At 65.3% G+C, this 18,104-nt stretch carries 17 protein-coding genes; 6 read left to right on the top strand and 11 right to left on the bottom strand.

Going from position 1 to position 18,104, the window contains the following annotated elements; translation table 11 throughout:
* Window positions 1-59: 59 nt before the first annotated feature.
* Complete coding sequence (gene dapA / locus GJ698_RS21090) at window positions 60-935, top strand: 4-hydroxy-tetrahydrodipicolinate synthase (protein WP_154359828.1); 876 nt, start codon at window positions 60-62, stop codon at window positions 933-935.
* A gap of 126 nt (window positions 936-1,061) precedes the next feature.
* Window positions 1,062-2,216, top strand: a complete 1,155-nt coding sequence (gene bamC, locus GJ698_RS21095; protein ID WP_371865401.1) for an NlpB/DapX family lipoprotein — start codon at window positions 1,062-1,064, stop codon at window positions 2,214-2,216.
* Window positions 2,217-2,336: 120 nt separating this feature from the next.
* Here bamC and GJ698_RS21100 read toward each other — a convergent pair whose 3' ends face one another.
* The 9 genes from GJ698_RS21100 to GJ698_RS21140 all read right to left on the bottom strand — a co-directional run bounded on the left by GJ698_RS21100 (window position 2,337) and on the right by GJ698_RS21140 (window position 9,908).
* Window positions 2,337-2,576: a hypothetical protein gene (locus tag GJ698_RS21100; RefSeq protein WP_154359829.1), complete on the bottom strand. Its 240-nt coding sequence runs from the start codon at window positions 2,574-2,576 to the stop codon at window positions 2,337-2,339.
* Between the two features lie 276 nt (window positions 2,577-2,852).
* The gene (locus GJ698_RS21105; protein WP_154359830.1) at window positions 2,853-3,338 is read right to left on the bottom strand and encodes a DUF7931 domain-containing protein; all 486 of its coding nucleotides are present in this window, start codon (window positions 3,336-3,338) and stop codon (window positions 2,853-2,855) included.
* Window positions 3,339-3,356: 18 nt separating this feature from the next.
* Complete coding sequence (locus tag GJ698_RS21110) at window positions 3,357-4,478, bottom strand: cupin domain-containing protein (protein WP_154359831.1); 1,122 nt, start codon at window positions 4,476-4,478, stop codon at window positions 3,357-3,359.
* 29 nt (window positions 4,479-4,507) lie between these two features.
* A complete protein-coding gene (locus GJ698_RS21115) occupies window positions 4,508-5,257 on the bottom strand; it encodes an ABC transporter permease (RefSeq protein ID WP_208023857.1) in 750 nt (249 codons plus the stop codon).
* Window positions 5,257-6,486, bottom strand: coding sequence for an ABC transporter substrate-binding protein (locus GJ698_RS21120; RefSeq protein WP_154359832.1), 1,230 nt, complete (start codon window positions 6,484-6,486; stop codon window positions 5,257-5,259). The genes GJ698_RS21115 and GJ698_RS21120 overlap by 1 nt, the downstream gene beginning before the upstream one ends.
* Window positions 6,483-7,277: an ABC transporter ATP-binding protein gene (locus GJ698_RS21125; protein WP_154359833.1), complete on the bottom strand. Its 795-nt coding sequence runs from the start codon at window positions 7,275-7,277 to the stop codon at window positions 6,483-6,485. Before GJ698_RS21125 ends, GJ698_RS21120 begins: the two co-directional genes overlap by 4 nt.
* A complete protein-coding gene (locus GJ698_RS21130; RefSeq protein ID WP_154359834.1) occupies window positions 7,274-8,344 on the bottom strand; it encodes an acyl-CoA dehydrogenase family protein in 1,071 nt (356 codons plus the stop codon). The genes GJ698_RS21125 and GJ698_RS21130 overlap by 4 nt, the downstream gene beginning before the upstream one ends.
* Window positions 8,345-8,346: 2 nt before the next feature.
* A complete protein-coding gene (locus GJ698_RS21135; protein ID WP_154359835.1) occupies window positions 8,347-8,901 on the bottom strand; it encodes a carboxymuconolactone decarboxylase family protein in 555 nt (184 codons plus the stop codon).
* A gap of 92 nt (window positions 8,902-8,993) precedes the next feature.
* Complete coding sequence (locus GJ698_RS21140; RefSeq protein ID WP_154359836.1) at window positions 8,994-9,908, bottom strand: AraC family transcriptional regulator; 915 nt, start codon at window positions 9,906-9,908, stop codon at window positions 8,994-8,996.
* A 133-nt stretch (window positions 9,909-10,041) separates the two neighbouring features.
* Here GJ698_RS21140 and GJ698_RS21145 point away from each other — a divergent pair, with 133 nt between their 5' ends.
* Window positions 10,042-10,584, top strand: a complete 543-nt coding sequence (locus GJ698_RS21145; RefSeq protein ID WP_154359837.1) for an FKBP-type peptidyl-prolyl cis-trans isomerase — start codon at window positions 10,042-10,044, stop codon at window positions 10,582-10,584.
* Here GJ698_RS21145 and GJ698_RS21150 read toward each other — a convergent pair.
* Both GJ698_RS21150 and mutS read right to left on the bottom strand, forming a co-directional pair.
* Window positions 10,581-11,555 (bottom strand): hypothetical protein, encoded by a 975-nt coding sequence (locus GJ698_RS21150; RefSeq protein WP_154359838.1) that lies wholly within the window; start codon window positions 11,553-11,555, stop codon window positions 10,581-10,583. The two genes, GJ698_RS21145 and GJ698_RS21150, sit on opposite strands and share 4 nt — an antisense overlap.
* Window positions 11,552-14,233 (bottom strand): DNA mismatch repair protein MutS, encoded by a 2,682-nt coding sequence (gene mutS / locus GJ698_RS21155; protein WP_154359839.1) that lies wholly within the window; start codon window positions 14,231-14,233, stop codon window positions 11,552-11,554. The genes GJ698_RS21150 and mutS overlap by 4 nt, the downstream gene beginning before the upstream one ends.
* 246 nt (window positions 14,234-14,479) lie before the next feature.
* Here mutS and GJ698_RS21160 point away from each other — a divergent pair, with 246 nt between their 5' ends.
* The 3 genes from GJ698_RS21160 to GJ698_RS21170 form a co-directional block, all read left to right on the top strand.
* Entirely contained in the window at window positions 14,480-15,631 is a 1,152-nt protein-coding gene (locus tag GJ698_RS21160; RefSeq protein ID WP_154359840.1) for an HlyD family secretion protein, read from the top strand.
* Between the two features lie 80 nt (window positions 15,632-15,711).
* Window positions 15,712-17,208 (top strand): MDR family MFS transporter, encoded by a 1,497-nt coding sequence (locus tag GJ698_RS21165; protein WP_154359852.1) that lies wholly within the window; start codon window positions 15,712-15,714, stop codon window positions 17,206-17,208.
* Window positions 17,209-17,218: 10 nt separating this feature from the next.
* On the top strand, window positions 17,219-18,104 hold an 886-nt coding region (locus GJ698_RS21170; RefSeq protein ID WP_166454920.1), incomplete at its 3' end, for a TolC family protein.

Below are 18,104 nucleotides of genomic sequence, written 5' to 3' on the forward strand. Positions count from 1 at the left end.
CCACGGGCGCAGCCTATCGACTACAATCGTTGTTTTAATACTTTTAGCAGTGGTTTCCTATGATTAAGGGCAGCATCGTAGCAATCGTCACCCCGATGCACGCAGACGGCAGTCTGGACTTTGAGGGTTTGAATCAGCTGATCGACTGGCATATCGCCGAAGGTACGGACAGCATCGTCATCGCCGGCACCACCGGCGAATCGGCCACCGTCAGCGTGGAAGAGCACTGCGCGCTGATCAAGGCGACGGTCGCCCACGCCAAGGGCCGCATCCCCATCATCGCCGGCGCCGGCGCCAATTCGACCGCCGAGGCGATCAAGCTGACCCGCTACGCCAAGGAAGCCGGTGCCGACGCCACGCTGCAAGTGGTGCCCTACTACAACCGTCCTACCCAGGAAGGCATGTACCAGCACTTCAAGGCCATCGCCGAGGCGGTGGACCTGCCGATCATCCTGTACAACGTGCCGGGCCGTACCGTGGCCGACATGAGCAACGAGACGATCCTGCGCCTGGCCGAAGTGCCGAACATCATCGGCGTGAAAGACGCGACCGGCAACATCGCCCGCGGCTACGACCTGCTGCGCCTGGCGCCGAAATCGTTTGCCGTGTACTCGGGCGACGATCCGACCGCCATGGCCCTGATGCTGGCCGGCGGCGCCGGCAATATCTCGGTGACCGCCAACGTGGCGCCGCGCGCCATGGCCGACATGTGCCGCGCGGCGATCGCCGGCGACATCGCCAAGGCCGTCGAACTGAACAACAAAGTCTTCCCGCTGCACCAGAAACTGTTCATCGAGCCGAATCCGGTGCCGGTCAAGTGGGCCCTGGCGGAAATGGGCAAGATGCCTGCCGGTATCCGCCTGCCGCTGGTTCCGCTGGCGGACGGCTATCATGAGGCAGTACGTTCGGCCCTGCGAGAAGCCGGCGTCCTGTAAAAACCCGTAGCAACGAGCAACTAGCCCCGACCTGGGTCGGATCATATTTTGCTGCACTCAGCTTCTTATAACAGTAACGACATGACTATTCGCAAGACAGCTTTTATTTCCTCGCAGCGCGTGCTGATGGTAGGCGCAGTAGTGACCACCCTGACCAGCCTGAGCGGCTGCGGTATGCTGGGCTCGGTATTGGGCAACGACAAGGTGGACTACAAGTCCGCCAAGAAGGCCAGCACGCTGGACGTGCCGCCGGATCTGACCCAGCTGCAAAAAGACAACCGCTACTCGCTGCCGGATTCGAACAACGGCGTGGCCACCGCGTCCGGCTACAACGCCTCCAAGGCGGCGCAATCGGGCGCGGCCAATCCTGGCGCGGCGATCATCCCTGGTCAGCCGGCCGCCGGCACCGTGGCGCAGATGAGCCTGAGCGACATCAAGGTCGAGCGCGACGGCAACCAGCGCTGGCTGGTGATCAAGCAGACGCCGGAGCAACTGTGGCCGCAGCTGAAGCAGTTCTGGGAAGATTCGGGCTTCACCCTGTCGGAAGAACTGCCGGCCTCGGGCATCATGGAAACCGAGTGGAATGAAAACCGCGCCAAGATTCCGCAGGACTTCATCCGCAACACCATCGGCAAGGTGTTTGACTCGGTGTATTCGAGCGGAGAGCGCGACAAGTTCCGCACCCGCATCGAGCGCCGCGCCGACGGTTCCAGCGAGATCTACATCAGCCACCGCGGCGTGCAGGAAATCGCCACCGGTTCCGAAAAGGAAACCACCAAGTGGATGCCGCGTCCTAACGACCCTGGCCTGGAAGCGGAATTCCTGTCGCGCCTGATGAACAAGCTGGGCAATGGCGGCGAACAGCTGGCCAGCGCCAAGACCGCCGTCGAAGGCGCCATCGTGCAGCCTCAGCACGCCTCGCTGGTGGGCGCTGGCGCCGACCGTGCGGTGCAGGTGGACGAGGGCTTCGACCGCGCCTGGCGCCGTGTCGGCCTGGCGCTGGACCGTGCCGGCTTCACCGTGGAAGATCGCGACCGTACCCAGGGTATTTACTTCGTGCGTTATATCAACGATACGGCGGAAACCAAAGGCTTCTTCAGCAAGCTGTTTAGCTGGGGTTCGTCGGACGAGGCGGATAAAGAAGCGCAACGCTACCGTATTTCGGTCAAGGCCAATGAAGGCAATACCAGTATCGTCAAGGTATTGAGCAATGCCGGTCAGCCGGAAACCAGCCCGGTCGGCGAGAAAATCATCACCTTGCTGCATGAACAGCTGAAGTAAGCGGTAATTAGAAACGCAAAGCCGGCGCAAGCCGGCTTTTTTTATTTCGATCCATTTAGTTTATAAATCGATGGACGAAAAAAAACCGACCCGAAGGTCGGTTTTTCTCTCAAGCTGATATTACTTCGAAGCAGCTGGAGCAGCAGCAGCCGAAGCGGCTGGAGCAGCGGCAGCGTCCGAAGCTGCTGGAGCAGCAGCAGCTGGAGCAGCAGCGTCAGCTGCTGGAGCTGGAGCTGGTGCTGGAGCAGCAGCTTCTGGAGCAGCTACTGGAGCTGGAGCAGCTGGAGCTGGTTCTTCTTTTTTCGAGCAAGCAGCCAGAGCAACAGCCAGCAGGGAGGCGATCAGCAGGGATTTTTTCATGGATTTTCCTTAGTTAATTCAAAAATTAAACACAGTGTTGCGATTAATAATTACCGGTAATTATCGCTCAATTAGGTCGTCTTCGAAGGCTTTCGTACCTAGAAGGTGCCTACTAGACAACGGAAACTTCCTAGCCGAATATTATAGCGATTTTTAGTGCATCGCAATAGTTCAACAAGCCTAACACATAACTATTTTGCGATATCGCAACATTTCGTTTCGGACTTTACTTGAGGCTAAGTCCAGCTAACTACCGTGCTGCCCAGCATTTTACTCCTAACTGGCTGATAATCCAGTTGCGTTTGCTAACAATCCCGGCCCCGACTCTATCCAAATTGTAAGGAAACGTTCCAGGCTGGTTTGCAGGTCTTGAGGTCCGTTAAAAACAGCTTCCCCGCGGAAATGATCGGCATGAAAACGCCGGACAATATCGCGCTGATCGGCAATACAAAAAGAATCGCTTAATTGGCGTAATTGCTGGCTGGTGCGGCGCACTTCAATCAAATGGCCATAATCCTTGAACAGGCGCAGGAAGCGCGGCGCCTCGCGTTCGATGTGGCGGCCGTCGTGGCCCACCAGCTGCAGGCGGCCGCCGCCGTGCAGGAAGCGCCGCAGCTGGGCGTCGCTGGCGCTGCTGCCCAGCTCCCAGATGCCGTAGTCCGGGTCGAACAGCTGCAGCGTCTGTTCGGCGCGCGAGAGGCAACTGGCCAAATGCTGCTGAAATTCCGTCCGCGTGGTGAAGGGAATAACCAGTCGGTCCATCTTGCCTCCCGTTTTGACTCAAGCCAGTTCGACCCAGCCGTCCTGGTACCAGGTGTACAGCGCTTCCAGCACGTCGTCCGAGGCGGCGGCGAACTCCGCGCCTTCCAGGCGGCGGTTGTTGGCCAGCAGCTCCAGCGTGGCCTTGTCGGCCTTGCCGACGCCGAACGATTCGCCGTTGATGAAGACGTTCTTGCCGCGATACAGCATCTGCGTCTTGCGCGACAGGACCAGGCCCTTCTTCATCACCGCTTCGCCGAACTTGCCGACGGTGAGCGGCTTGGCCGGGCCGGTGAAGAACACATTGTGCTTCGGCTCGGACAGGTACTCGCCGAAGAAGATGGTGATGTCTTCCTCGGTGAAGCGCACCTTGTTCAGTTCCTCGGTCAGCGCCGTCAGCATGGCGCGCGGGATCTCGGCCGGCTTGGCGGTCGCTTCCAGTTCCGGATCGGCGTAGCGGCCCGGCAGGTCGATCGAGTCGGCCATGAATTGCAGGAAGTTCTCGCCGAGTTCCTGGTACGACGGCGAACGGAAGCCGATCGAATAGGTCTGGCAGTCGCCGATGGCGATGCCGTCGTGCGCGTAGTGCGGCGGCAGGTACAGCATGTCGCCGGGATTCAGCACGAACTCTTCGTCCGGCGTGAAGTTGGCCAGGATTTTCAGCGGCAGGCCGTCGATGATGGTCAGGTCTTTCTGTGGGCCGATTTGCCAGCGGCGCTGGCCCTGGGCCTGCAGCAGGAACACGTCGTAGGAATCGAAGTGCGGACCGACGCCGCCGCCGTCGGTGGCGAAGCTGATCATCAGGTCGTCGAGGCGGGCATCCGGCAGGAAGCGGAACTGGCGCAGCAGCGCGTCGGCCTTGGCGTCGAACAGGTTGACGCCCTGGACCAGCATGGTCCATTCCTTCTTGTCGCGCGGCGGCAGCGATTCCAGCGGGCCGTGCTGCAAGGACCATTCGCCGTCGAAGCCGGTGACCAGGCGCGATTCGGCGTGGTTGGTGGAGGCCAGCTTGGCCAGCGCGTCAAACGACAGCAGCGGCTTGAAGCCGGGGATGGCGTTGCGGATCAGGAGTGGCTTTTTATGCCAGTATTCGCGCAGGAACTGCGCCGGCGTGATGTCGCCGAGGAGCGGTAATTTTTTCATACCGCGATTATAACCTCGGCCTTGTCAAATCAACGTGTATGCAGCCAGCGCGCATGGGCGGCGCGGGCCAGCCAGTCCAGCAGGAATCCGAGTATGCCGATCAGCACAATCGCCGCCATCAGCTCGTTGTAGGCCAGGCGGTCGCGCGCGTCGAGGATGAAGTAGCCCAGTCCCGCCGACACGCCCAGCATCTCCGCCGGCACCAGCACGATCCAGATGATGCCGATCGCCAGCCGCACACCGGTCAGGATATCGGCGGTAATCCCCGGCAGCACCACCTTGAAAACCGTCTCGCTGCGCGTGGCCGACAGGCTGCGCGCCAGCAGCAGCCAGTTGGGATCGAGCCGCGCCACGCCGGTGGCGGTGTTGAGCAGAATCGGCCACACCGCCGCAAACGCCAGCAGGAAGTAGACCGGCGCGTCGCCCACACCCAGCGTCATCACCGCCAGCGGCATCCACGACAGCGGCGACACCATGCGCAGCAACTGGAACAGCGGCATGGCCGCCGCCGCGAAGCGCTTCGAACTGCCCACCAGCACACCGAGCGGAATGCCGATCAGCGCCGCAGCCAACAGCCCGTAGCCGACGCGGCGCAGACTGAGGCCGACGTCGCGCCAGATGTCCGGCCCCTGCAGCATCAGCAGCAGCGCGCGGCCGGCCTGCAGCGGCGCGAAGGCGGCGGCGATCGGCGTGTCCTTTTCCAGCGCGGACACGCCGACTTGCCACAGCAGCAGCGCCACCGCAAAGCCCAGCAGCGGCAAAGCAAAGCGACGCAGCATCAGATGGCCAGCGTTTCAGTGCGCATCAGATTGGCCGGCAGGCCGAAGGCTTGCGGGCCGCCGACGGCGGTGATGGCCTTGCGCACGAAGCGGTCGTCCACCAGGTCCCTGGCGACAAAGGCCGGGTCGAGTTTTTGCAGGAAGCCGGTGTCGCCTTCGAGACGCGTCTTCTGCAAGGCGCGCACCATCTGCTCTGTGTACGAGGCGAACGGGTAAGGCTGGAAGTCGATGCGGCGCTGGTTCCAGTCCTTGTGCACGATGATGCCGGTCTTCTCGTATTCCGCGTAGTCGGTCACGGTCAGCACCTTGGACAGCACCTGCAGCGCGTGCGGCGTGTATTTGTGGCTGTCGCCGTTCGACAGCAGGCGCGCCGTGTCGAGCTGGTTGGAGCGCGTCCACAGCTGCGCCTTGACGATGGCGTTGGTGACGCGCTGCGCCCATTCCGGACGGGTGCTGATGTCGCGCTCCGACAGGAAGGTGACGCAGCAGGCGTGATTCTTCCAGACGTCGCCGGAGAAGCGCAGCACCTTGCCGACGCCGTTGGTTTCGGCCAGCGCGTTGAACGGCTCGGCGACGATGAAGCCGGCGATCGATTTGCTGGCCAGCGCCGACACCATCTCGGCCGGCGCCAGCACCACCAGATTGACTTCTTTCGGACCGATGCTGCCGTCGCGGCCCTTGCTCACCACCGACAGGCCGTTCCTGGCCAGGATCTGCTGCAGCAGCACGTTGTGGATCGAGTACCAGAACGGAATCGCCACGCTGCGGCCACCGAGGTCGGCGACGCTGTTGATGTCCTTGGCGACCGTCAGCGCCGAGCCGTTGATGTGGTTCCACGCCACCACCTTGGCCGGGAACTTGGCGCCGTAGCGCACCGACATGGTGGCCGGCGACAGCAGGTGGATCACGTTCACCTGGCCGGAGACGAAGGCTTCGATGATCTGCGCCCAGCTGCGGAACAGGCGCGGCGCCTCGGCTTGCAGGCCTTCGGCTTCGAACAGCTTGCGGCCGTGCGCCACCAGCAGCGGCGTGGCGTCGGTGATCGGCAGATAGCCGATCTTCACCGGCTGGTCGTCGCCTTTCGGACCTTGCTGGGCCATGGCGTCGCCGGCGAACAGCAGCGGCGCGGCGACGCTGGCGGTGCCCAGTGCGGACACGCGCAGGAAGTCGCGGCGGGTCATGCCGCAATCGCAGTCGGAGGCCAGGCAGATGTGAGGTGCTTTGTTCATATTGTGCTTTCTGTCGTCGTGGATGCGGTGGTGCGTTGGCCTTGCAGGGCGGCCAGGATATCGAGGCGCAGTTTGCTGACCGCTGCGCCGTCGGCCAGGCGCGGACGTGGCAGGTCGACCTGCCATTCGCGCACGATGGCGCCGGGCCGGCCGCCCATCAGGATGATGCGGTCGGCGACCAGGATGGCTTCGTCGATGTCGTGCGTGACCAGCAGCGCGGCGGTGTGCCAGCGGTGGACCACGTCGACCAGCAGGGTTTGCATTTCGGCGCGGGTGATGGCGTCCAGTGCGGAGAAGGGTTCGTCGGCGAACAGCAGTTCCGGCTGGCGCGCGAGGGCGCGGGCCAGGGCGACGCGTTGCGCCATGCCGCCGGAGAGGGCGGCCGGGTAACGCTTCTCGCTGCCTTCGAGACCGACGGCGGCGATGGCGTCCTGCACGCGCTGCGCGTGCTCGGCGCGGGCGATCTTCGGCTGGCGCGCGAAGTCCAGGCCGAAGCCGGCATTGGCGGTGACGTTCAGCCAGGGCAGCAGGCTGGCTTGCTGGAACACCAGCGCGCTGCGCGGACTCGGCTCCGTCAGCGGCGCACCGAGGAACTGGACGCGGCCGGCGGTCGGCGGCTGCAGACCGGCCAGCACGCGCAGCAGCGTCGATTTGCCGCAGCCGCTGCCGCCCAGCAGCGCCACGATCTCGCGCGGCCGCACGCCGAGCGAGATGTCTTCAAAGGTAGGCGCGCCACCGGCGTAGGCAAACGCCAGGCCGTCGGCGCGCAGCGCCCAGTCAGCGACCGTCATGCCGCCGCTGCGGCGTGCTTGGCCAGCGCCGCTTGCAGTTGCGTGATGCTCGGCGTGATCACCGGGATGAAGGCCGATTCGCGCCAGCGGCGCGCGAAGCCGTCTTCTTCCTGCGTCAGGTAAGCGTGTCCGCCCTTGGCTTGCAGTTCCAGCATCAGCGCCTGCTGCACCAGCTCCGCCAGCGCGATGCGCAGCTTGAACAGCGCCGGCGCCGCCGTCACGAAGCGCCCATCGGCCACGCCTTCCAGCAATTGCGCCGTCAGCGCCGACAAGGCCTGCTGCGCGGCGGCGATCTGTTCGCCCAACTGGCCGCGGGCGGCGGCCGCCACCTGCGCCGCCTTGTCCAGCGCCGCAGCCGCCAGGCCGATCGACATCCCGCACTGCATGCCCAGAAAAGCCGGCCGCACCCGCGCCAGCCACGCCGGCGCCTGCGCCGCAATCACATAGTCCGCACCGGCGGCCACATGCTCCAGCCGCACCGCCGCCGTATTGCTGCCGCGTAGAGCGATCAGCGCCAGGTTGTCGCTGCGCTGCACGCCCACGTCGTCGCTGGCGAACATCGCCACCAGCGGCGTCGAACCATCGACCGGCGCCACGGCCGCCGCCGCGACAAAGCGCTGTGGCCGCAGATTGGTAATCCATGCCAGCTTGCCGTTCAACAACCAGCCATCGCCATTGGCCGAGCCCTGCACCGACAGCGCCTCCATCCCGGACAGGAACTTCATCGCATTGGACAAGCCGGTGGCGCCGGCCAGCGAGCCATCCAGCAGCGCCGGTAGCAGGCGGTCGCGCAGCGCCGTGTTGGAGCTTTGCAGCAGATACTCGACAAAGCTGCGCTGGCTCCAGTACACAAACGCCGCCGTCACCGAATGGCGCGCCACTTCGGCGATGCCCAGAATGGCGTCGCGCACATCGCCGTATTCGCCAGCCGCGCCGCCCAGCGCCAACGGCACGCCGGCGCGGAAGCAGCCATGTGCGGCCAGCGCCGGCATCACCTCGTCGCCGAGCGATGCCGATTGATCGAGCGTGTCGGCGTGCTGCGCCAGCCAGTCGTGCAGGGCCGCCATGCTTACACCGCTCCGGGCAGGTAAGGCTGCAACTGCGGATTGACCGGCGTGCCGGCCAGGCTGTTGGCGAAGTTGCACAGCGTCGCCAGGCTGATGCCCAGCACCACCTCCAGCGCCTGCTGCTGGTTGTAGCCGGCGGCCAGGAAGGCTTGCAGGTCGGCGTCATCGACGGCGCCACGGCGCGCGATCACGGCGCCGGCGAAGGCCGCCACCGCATCCAGTCTGGCGTCGCCGGTCGGCGCGCCTTCGTGCAGTGCGCGTACCGCTTCCGGCGACTGGCCGGCTTTCTTCAGCCAGATGGCGGTGTGGCCGGCCACGCAGAAGTCGCAACCATGGATGCGCGCGGCGGTGATCTGCACCACCTCGCGCTCGGCCAGCGACAGGCTGGCGCGCGCGTTGATGGCGGAGACGGTCAGGTAGGTTTCCAGCGCCACCGGCGCATTGGCCAGCACGCCGATCAGGTTGGGCAGATAGCCGTTGTTGGCGATCGCTTTTTCCACGAAAGGACGGCTGTCGGCCGGCGCGGTGTCAAGGGTCTGCAGAGTGAGTCGGGACATGGCATTTTCCGGTAAGGTTGATGGCATATTATCCGATCATGCCGCCATCCACACCATGTTCAAAAGTCGTGGTTTTGTGCTCAAACGTCTTTTTATGCGGCGGCGCGCAGCTGGCGGCGATAGGCGCCCGGCTGTTCGCCGACGATGCGCTTGAAGGCGCGCGTGAAAGCGGCATGCGATTGGTAACCCACATGGCTGGCCGCCTGCTCCACCGAATCGCCGGCGTTCAGGCGCTGCGCCGCCAGCCGCATGCGCAGCCGCAGCAGGAACTGCGCCGGCGTCACGCCGCCGGCCCCGGTGAAGTGCTTGCAGAACGCCGCGCGCGACATGTGCGCGGCCGACGCCATGCGCGCGATCGACCAGTCCTCGCCGGGACTGCGCAGCATCTCGTCCAGCAGCGCCATGAACTCGCCGCGCTGGGCCAGGGACAGCAGGCCGGCGCTCAGCGCCTCGCGCTGGCTGGCGTGGCGGATCAGGTAGAAGAACAGCAGCTCGACCAGGCGCGCGATCAGCGGCGACGGCCGTTCCGGATCGCCGCCGCCTTCGGCCACGATCATGTCGAACAGCGCCGCCGTATGGCCCAGCGCCGGGTCGCCGCTGCGGCAGACCAGGTATTCGGGGAAGGAGGCGATCACCAGCGGGCTCAGAGCGCCGCTGAAGCGGAAAAAGCCGCAGGCCAGGCCGGCGCTGTCCGGCTCCGGCGCCTCGCCCAGCGGCCGCATGGCGGGGCGCTGCAACGGCGTCGCCGGATCGGCCGAAGGACTGAGGAAGTGCGGCACATCGCTCATCAGGAAGACGCCGTCGCGCGCCCGCAAATGCAGCGGCGGCTGGCCCTCGATGTGCAGCCAGCAGTCGCCGCTCAGCACCAGGTGGAAGCTGGACAGCGCCTTGCCGGCCGTCGACGCCCGCCATGGCCCGCAATAGCGGCCCACGTGCATGGCGGCGGCGTCCAGCGCGATGCTGCTGAGCAGCCATTGGGCGAGTTTGTCGGAGGTGGCGGCTTGCATGCCACGATTGTAGAACGGCTGGCGCGCGGCGGCCAGAACGGAATCGGCATATCCTTATGCGCTCGGTGGCCCGAAGCGGCCGCCTGCCGATCCAAGGTATAATCCGGGGCTAATTACAGAAAGGATGCATAACATGAAGATTGCCAAGAATACAGTCGTGACTGTGAACTATAAACTGTCCGATGCCCAGGACAATCTGATCGAAGACGGCCGTCAGCCTATGGTTTACCTGCACGGTGGCTACGAGAACACGCTGCCGAAAATCGAAGAAGAACTGGATGGCAAAGAAGTCGGCTACGCGTCGATTATCCAGATCGAACCGGAAGATGCATTCGGCGACTACGACGCTTCCCTGGTCAAGGTCGAAGCACGCAACCGCCTGCCGGAGCCGCTGGAAGTGGGCATGCAGTTCGAAGGCATGCCGGACGGCGACAGTGGCGAAGAAGCCATGATCTTCACCGTGACCGACATCGCTGACGACAAAGTGGTCCTGGACGGCAATCACCCGCTGGCCGGCATGGCGCTGCGTTTCTCGCTGAACGTGACCGACGTGCGCGAAGCCACCGATGAAGAAATCGCCCACGGCCACGTGCACGGCGCCCACGGCCACCACCACGGTGACGAGGACGACGAAGGTGAAGAGGGCGACCACGTCGCCATCCACCCGATTCACTAATCGGTAGTCGCCGCGGCGCTGCCGCCCTTGATGGAGAACAGGGCGGCGGCGCCCGGCGTGACGTGCACCTCGGCCCAGTCCGAGGTCATGGTCACATGTCCCACATTCTCGCGCCACTGGATGGCCGGCTCGCCCTGCGCACCTTGCTGCACAGGCTGGGCATCAATCAGCAGCACCTTCCCCTTGTACTTTTCCGCCATGCCGCGTATCTGCTTGCGCACTTCGGCAAAGCCATCCTGTTTTGTCTGAAAACTCGCTAGCAGCGAGAAGCCTTCCTCCGCCGTGACGCCGGCGTCGCCGTCCGAGAACAGCACCAGTCCCTGCATCTTCTGCCGCTCCGCCAGCGTGAACAGGCGATGCAGCCAGGCGCGGTTGGCCACCAGGCGGTCTTCGAACTCGCTGTTGCGGCCCGCTTCCGGGCGATAGTGGTTGTTATTCGCCGGCAGATTAATCGTTGCGAACAGCACCTTGCCGTATTCCCAGTGCGAGTTCTCGGCGTAGCTGCGGAACTTGGCGGTGGACGACAGCCGCGTCACCTGCAGCTTGCGCGCGCCCAGCGATTCGCTGTCGACGTAGAACACTTCGCGCAGGCGGTTCAGGCGTTCGATGGCGTTGGAGCGGCCGGCCGAGTTGAGGCAGGCGCTCCAGTCGCTGCCGGCCAGCGACACGACCATCGGCGCCGCCGATTCGTTCAGCAGGTCGCGGCGCTGGGCGTACAGCTTGTCGCTGCATGGCTCGGTGGCGGCCTTGATGCCGGTGGCGACCACGAAGGCCGGCGTGGTTTGCGCCACATCGGCAATGGCGCGCTTGAGCGCCGCCTCGTCACGGCCGTGCTGCAGGGGATGGCCGATGACGCCGAAGGCGAAGGCGCGCACCGGCGCTGACGCGGTGATCGGAGCGGCGCGCGCCGTCGCTAGCGCGGCCGCCATCATGGCGGCCAGCAGCATGCGGCGGCGCACGCGCGGCATCATGCTTGTGCCGATTCCGTCAGGCGCTTCAGCTGGTACAGGCGGTCCAGCGCTTCGCGCGGCGTCAGCGCATCCGGGTCCAGATCGTCCAGCGCGTCGAGCAGCTCGCGCATGGCAGGACTGGCGGCGGCCGGCGCGGTCGCCTCGACTTCCTCATCGTTGGCGTCGACCGACGGCGCGGCGAACAGGTCCAGCTGCGGCGTGGCGTCCAGCGCCTGCGCCTCCAGCCGCGCCAGGTGCTTGCGCGCGGCCTTGATCACCGGCTGCGGCACGCCGGCCAGCTGCGCCACCTGCAAGCCGTAGCTTTGCGAGGCCGGGCCGTCCTGCACCGCGTGCAGGAACACGATGCTGTCCTTGTGTTCCACCGCCGACAGGTGGACGTTGCTGGCGGTCGGATGGCTGTCCGGCAGTTGCGTCAGTTCGAAGTAGTGGGTGGCGAACAGCGAGAAGCTGCGGCTGGTGTCGATCAGGTGACGCGCGATGGCCCACGCCAGCGCCAGGCCGTCGAAGGTCGAGGTGCCGCGGCCGATTTCGTCCATCAGCACCAGCGAGTTGGCGGTGGCGCCGTTCAGGATGGCGGCGGCTTCGGTCATCTCCACCATGAAGGTCGAGCGGCCGCCGGCCAGATCGTCGGTGGCGCCGATGCGGGTGAAGATGCGGTCGATCGGGCCGATCACGGCGCTTTGCGCCGGCACGTAGCTGCCCATGTAGGCCAGCAGCGTAATCAGCGCCACCTGGCGCATGAAGGTCGACTTACCGCCCATGTTGGGGCCGGTGATCAGCAGCAGGCGGCGTTCGTCGACGAAGCGGCAGTCGTTGGCGATGAAGCGTTCGATCTGGTTTTCCACCACCGGATGGCGGCCTTCCTTGATGTTGATGCACGGCGTGTCCACCAGCTCCGGCGCGCACCAGTTGTGGCGCAGCGCGTGGTCGGTGAGGGCGGTCAGCGTATCCAGCTGCGCCAGTGCGCGGGCGATGGTTTGCAGCACGCCGATGAACGGCGCGAGATCGCCCAGCAGTTGGTCGTACAGCATCTTCTCGCGCGCCAGTGCGCGGTCCTGCGCCGACAGCGCCTTGTCTTCGAAGGCCTTCAGTTCCGGCGTGATGTAGCGTTCGCAGTTCTTCAGCGTCTGGCGGCGGCGGTAGTCGTCCGGCACCTTGGTGGCCTGGCCGTTGGTGACTTCGATGTAGAAGCCGTGCACCTTGTTGTACTCCACGCGCAGGTTGGCGATGCCGGTGCGGGCGCGTTCGCGCGTCTCCAGGTCCACCAGATACTGGCCGGCGTTTTCCGACAGGCCGCGCAGTTCGTCCAGCTCCGCGTCGAAGCCGCGCGCGATCACGCCGCCGTCGCGCACCATCACCGCCGGTTCCGGCATCACCGCGCGTTGCAGCAGGTCGAGGCAGGACTCCGGCGTCGACAGGTCGGCGTGGATGGCGGCCAGCAGGCCTTGCGCATCGGTCAGCGTGCGCTGCATGCCGTGGCGCAGGGCCGGCAGCTGAATCAGGCCGTCGCGCAGGCTGGCCAGGTCGCGCGGACGCGCCGACAGCAGGGCGATGCGGGTGGTGATGCGCTCGATGTCCGGCACCTGCGCCAGCGTCTGCGACAGCGAACCGGTGGCGTCGGCCTGCGCCAGCGCGGCGATGGCCTGGTGGCGCGAACGCGCGATGTGCTGGTCGCGGCGCGCGTGGTGCAGCCAGTGGCGCAGCAGGCGCGAACCCATGGCGGTGCGGCAGTGGTCCAGCAGCGAGAACAGCGTCGGCGATTCCTGGCCGCGTATCGTCTCGGTCAGTTCCAGGTTGCGGCGGGTGGCGGCGTCGAGGCCGATGAATTCATTTTCGGTTTCGGTGGTCAGCGTGCGCACGTGCTGCAGGCCGCGGCCTTGCGTCGATTGTGCGTAGCGCAGCAGCGCGCCGGCCGCGCCAAAAGCGGCGCCCAGGCCATCGGCGCCGAAGCCGGTCAGCGTGGCGACGGCCAACTGGTCCAGCAGCGCCTTGTGGCCGCTGACCACGTCGAAGTGCCATTCCGGCACGCGGTTGACGTGGCAGGCCGCGTACTCCTCAAACAGCTCGCCGTTATCGCCGCGCAGCAGTTCGGCCGGCGAGATGCGTTCCAGCTCCTGCTGGATGCGGGCGTTGACGGTATGCGCATCGCCGGAGAACTCCATCAGGCGCAGCGCGCCGCTGGCCAGCGACAGCCACGCCAGGCCGGCGGTGGCCACCTTGCGCTGGCTGATGATGCACAGGGCCAGCAGCGGACGTTCCGATTTTTCCGGCAGCAGGTCGGCATCGGTCAGCGTGCCTGGCGTGACCACGCGCATCACCTTGCGTTCGACCGGTCCCTTGCTGGTGGCCGGATCGCCGATCTGTTCGCAGATGGCGCACGACTCGCCGATCTTGACCAGCTTGGCCAGATAGCCTTCCAGCGAATGAAACGGCACGCCGCACATCTTGATCGGCTGGCCGCCCGACGAACCGCGCGCCGTCAGTGTAATGCCGAGAATGCGCGCCGCCTTTTCCGCGTCTTCGTGGAACAGCTCATAGAAATCGCCCATGCGGTAGAACACCAGCATGTCCGGGTGCTGGCTCTTGATGCTCATATATTGGGCCATCATCGGCGTGAGTTTTTCAGTAGGACTGTTCTTGACGGCGGCGGCGTTGATTTCGTTCGGGACGGTGGTCATTGGTTCTTTAGGCGGTGCGATGAGTCTGGTTTGCGGGGGCGGACACCGCCCCCGTGCGTAACCCGTCATTCTAACGCTTTCGGCAACGCTGCTGGTGAAATCGCACCGTCGTCATGGCGAAGCTGGCCACCACCTGGTAAAAGACCAGCCTCATCTTTCGTGTGGCACAAGTCCGGCAAACATCATACAATCGTGTGAATTAACACGTTTGTGTGAACTACCGCACTTTTCTCCCGAAAGAACCATATGAGCGAACCTGAAAACAACGGCAACGACAAGCAAGACGAGAAGGTGGAGGCGCCCGCCAAAAAGCGGAAAATCCGCGTGGTATTGCTGTCGCTGGGCGCGGTGGCCGTGCTGCTGGGCGGCGGCTGGTTTCTGTATCACGAGCTGATCGGCCAGTACTTCGAGGACACCGACGACGCCTATCTGCGCGCCGACGACATTACCGTCTCGCCCAAGATCAACGGCTACATCGCCGAGGTGCTGGTCAAGGAAAACCAGGACGTGAAGGCCGGCCAGCCGCTGGTGCGCATCGATCCGCGCGACTACAACGCTCAGACTGAACAATATCAGGCCCAGATCGAGATCGCCCACGCGACTGCCGATGCGGTGCGGGCCCAGGTTGCCGAGCAAGAATCGACGGTCGCCCAGATGCGCGCCCAGCTGGCCGCCGCGCGCGACAACGCCGATTTCGCCAAGCGTGAAGTGGCGCGGTATGCGCCGCTGGTCGAGATCGGCGCGGAGAACGCCGAAACGCTGGCCACGCGCCGCAATCAGGCCGAGCAGAGTGCGCGCCAGGTCGCCGCGCAGCAGGCGGCGCTGGACAACGCCGTCAAACACATCGCTTCGCTGCAGGCGCAGGTGCGCCAGGCCGAGGCGCAGTCCGGCACCGCCCGCGCGCAGCTGAAGGCGGCGGACGTCAATCTGGAATCGACCCAGCTGAGCGCCAGCGCCGACGGCCGCGTCGGCGATCTGACCGTGCGAGTGGGCCAGTTCGCCCAGCCCGGCACGCGGCTGATGTCGATCGTGCCGCTGAATACGCTCTACATCTCCGCCAACTTCAAGGAAACGCAGATCGGCCGCATGCGGCTCGGCCAGCCGGCCGAAATCAAGATCGACGCCTTGCCCGGCCTGAAGCTGCACGGCCATGTCGAAAGCCTGGCGCCCGGCACCGGCGCGCAGTTTTCGCTGTTGCCGCCGCAAAACGCCACCGGCAATTTCACCAAGATTGTCCAGCGCGTGCCGGTGCGCCTGGCGATCGATGCGACCGCTGAAACCCGACGCGTGCTGGTGCCTGGCCTGTCGCTGAAAGTGGTGGTGGACACCACCAGCGCCAAGGATGCCGTCAAGCAGATCCGTGCCAACGAAGATGCCCACAAAGAGGCGCGCCAGTGAGCGAAGCCGCCAAACCTGACGAGGCCAAGCCTGAGGCCGCCAAGCCGGCGCCGCCCGAGCGCGCTGACGCCGCCGCCTGGCTGGCGGTCGCAGCCGGCACGCTGGGCGCCCTGATGGCCACGCTCGACATCTCGATCGTCAATTCGTCGCTGCCCACCATCCAGGGTGAAATCGGCGCCAGCGGCACCGAGGGCACCTGGATCGCCACCGGCTACCTGGTGTCGGAAATCGTCATCATTCCGCTATGCGGCTGGCTGGAGCGGGTGTTCGGCCTGCGCACCTTCCTGTTGGTGGCGGCCGGACTGTTCACGGTGTTTTCCATGCTGTGCGGCTTGTCGACCTCGCTCGGCATGATGATCGTCGGCCGCGTCGGCCAAGGCTTTACCGGCGGCGCCATGATTCCCACGGCCCAGACCATCATCGCCACCCGGCTGCCGCGCAACCAGCAGGCGATCGGCACGGCGATGTTTGGCGCCACCGCGATTCTCGGCCCGGTGATCGGACCGCTGATCGGCGGCTGGCTGACCGAGCATCTGAGCTGGCACTACGCCTTCTTCCTGAACCTGCCGATTTGCATCGGCCTGATCGTGCTGCTGCTGGTGGGCCTGCCGCACGTCAAGGCGCAAACCAGCCAGCTGCTGGAGGCGGACTGGCTGGGCATCGCCGGCCTGGCCGCTTTCCTCGGCGGCCTGACCGTGGTGCTGGAAGAAGGCCAGCGCGAACAATGGTTTTCGTCGGAACTGATCATCTGGCTGACGCTGTTGTCGGTCAGCGGCTTCGTGCTGATGATGATCGGCCAGTTCACGGCCAAGCGGCCGGTGATACGTCTCAAGCTGCTGCTCAGCCGGCAGTTCGGCAGCGTGGTGGTGATGGGCACCATGATCGGCATGGTGGTGTATGGCACCTCCTATGTGATCCCGCAATTCCTGGCCACCGTGGCCGGCTACAACTCGCTGCAGGCCGGCCAGATCGTCGCGCTGTCGGGCGTGCCCAGCCTGATGATGATGCCGTTTGTGCCCATCCTGTTCCGCAAGCTCGACATCCGGCTGGCGGTCGGCTTTGGCCTGGTGGTACTGGCTTTCAGCGCCTGGATGGAAACCAGCCTGACCGCGCTGGCGGCCGGCGACGACTTCATTCCGTCGCAGCTGATGCGCGGACTGGGCACCATTTTCGCCATGATGTTCCTGAGCCAGGCTGCGATCCAGTCGGTTAGCCGCGAATTTGCGGCCGACGCCTCCGGCCTCTTCAACGCCGCCCGCAACATGGGCGGATCGCTGGCGCTGGCCGGCGTCGCCGTGGTGCAGGACCAGCGGCTGTGGTTCCACCAGCGCCGGCTGGAAGAAACGATGGACGCCAATCGCGGTGGCGTGCAGGACTATCTGGCGACGCAGGTACACGCTTTGGGCGGCCTGCCGCAGGCGTTGCAAAGTCTGAACGGCATCGTCCAGGTGCAGGCGCTGACGCTGACCTATATCGACTTGTTCTGGATACTCGCGGTCGGCATCTGCTGCGTGACCCCGCTGGTGCTGTTCCTGCGCCCGCTGAACAAGAATGCACCGCCGGAAGCGGCGCACTAAGGAGAATTTGATGAAATTACCAACCGTTCCATCCCTGCTGCTCGCCTGCCTGGGCGGCGCCGGCTTGCTGAGCGCCTGCACTACCGTGGGCACCGACTACGCCGGGCCGCCCGTCACGCCGCAGGCGGCAGGCTTTGCCCGCGCCGGCACGCCCGATATGCCCGCCACGCCAGCTGACAGCAAAGCGCTGGCGCACTGGTGGACCGAACTGGGCGATCCGTTGCTGGACCAGCTGGTCGACCGCGCGCTGCAAGCCAATCCGAATCTGGCGCTGGCGTCGGCGCGCGTGCGCCAGGCTCGCGCCTCGCTGCGCAGCGAGCAGGCCAATGGAAAACCGAAGGGCAGCGCCACGGCGCTGGCGGCACACGCGCATCTGCCGACCTTGGGCAGCGGCAGCAGCAATGACAGCGCCAGCGATGGCGGCAACAACGACAGCCTGTCGATTCCGTCCTCGCTCAACCTGTACAGCGTCGGCTTCGACGCCACCTGGGAAATCGATTTGTTCGGCGGCCAGCGCCGCGCCACCGAAGCGGCCGGCGCAGCAGCCGAAGCAGCGGAAGCCCGGCTGGCCGACGCTCAACTGAGCCTGGTGGCCGAAGTGGCGCAGGCTTATGTGAACCTGCGTTCGACGCAGGCGCAGGTGGCGCTCAGCAATGCCGCCATCGAACGTCAGCAGCGCTCGCTTGAGCTGGCGCTACGCCGCGTCAAAGCCGGCACCGCATCCGAGTTGGACATCACGCGCCTGCAGGGACAACTGGAAACCACACGTTCCCAGGCCGAGCCGCTGGGTGCGCAGCTCGACGCCTATCGCGACGAACTGGCCACGCTGGTCGGCGTGGCGCCCGGCGCGCTGGATGCCGAGCTGGGCGCCGGCCCGGCCAACGCGGCGGCGGTGC

This window comes from Duganella aquatilis (assembly GCF_009674565.1).
Taxonomy (GTDB): Bacteria; Pseudomonadota; Gammaproteobacteria; order Burkholderiales; family Burkholderiaceae_D; genus Rugamonas; species Rugamonas aquatilis.

Bases quoted from the DNA above. Each gene is read 5' to 3' on its own strand.
- GJ698_RS21125 (WP_154359833.1), bottom strand. From the start codon at position 7,277: ATGACGGTCGCTGACTGGGCGCTGCGCGCCGACGGCCTGGCGTTTGCC.
- GJ698_RS21130 (WP_154359834.1), bottom strand. From the start codon at position 8,344: ATGGCGGCCCTGCACGACTGGCTGGCGCAGCACGCCGACACGCTCGAT.
- GJ698_RS21140 (WP_154359836.1), bottom strand. From the start codon at position 9,908: ATGCAAGCCGCCACCTCCGACAAACTCGCCCAATGGCTGCTCAGCAGC.
- dapA (WP_154359828.1), top strand. From the start codon at position 60: ATGATTAAGGGCAGCATCGTAGCAATCGTCACCCCGATGCACGCAGAC.
- GJ698_RS21115 (WP_208023857.1), bottom strand. From the start codon at position 5,257: ATGCTGCGTCGCTTTGCTTTGCCGCTGCTGGGCTTTGCGGTGGCGCTG.
- GJ698_RS21110 (WP_154359831.1), bottom strand. From the start codon at position 4,478: ATGAAAAAATTACCGCTCCTCGGCGACATCACGCCGGCGCAGTTCCTG.
- mutS (WP_154359839.1), bottom strand. From the start codon at position 14,233: ATGACCACCGTCCCGAACGAAATCAACGCCGCCGCCGTCAAGAACAGT.
- GJ698_RS21120 (WP_154359832.1), bottom strand. From the start codon at position 6,486: ATGAACAAAGCACCTCACATCTGCCTGGCCTCCGACTGCGATTGCGGC.
- GJ698_RS21150 (WP_154359838.1), bottom strand. From the start codon at position 11,555: ATGATGCCGCGCGTGCGCCGCCGCATGCTGCTGGCCGCCATGATGGCG.
- GJ698_RS21105 (WP_154359830.1), bottom strand. From the start codon at position 3,338: ATGGACCGACTGGTTATTCCCTTCACCACGCGGACGGAATTTCAGCAG.
- bamC (WP_371865401.1), top strand. From the start codon at position 1,062: ATGGTAGGCGCAGTAGTGACCACCCTGACCAGCCTGAGCGGCTGCGGT.
- GJ698_RS21100 (WP_154359829.1), bottom strand. From the start codon at position 2,576: ATGAAAAAATCCCTGCTGATCGCCTCCCTGCTGGCTGTTGCTCTGGCT.
- GJ698_RS21160 (WP_154359840.1), top strand. From the start codon at position 14,480: ATGAGCGAACCTGAAAACAACGGCAACGACAAGCAAGACGAGAAGGTG.
- GJ698_RS21135 (WP_154359835.1), bottom strand. From the start codon at position 8,901: ATGTCCCGACTCACTCTGCAGACCCTTGACACCGCGCCGGCCGACAGC.
- GJ698_RS21145 (WP_154359837.1), top strand. From the start codon at position 10,042: ATGAAGATTGCCAAGAATACAGTCGTGACTGTGAACTATAAACTGTCC.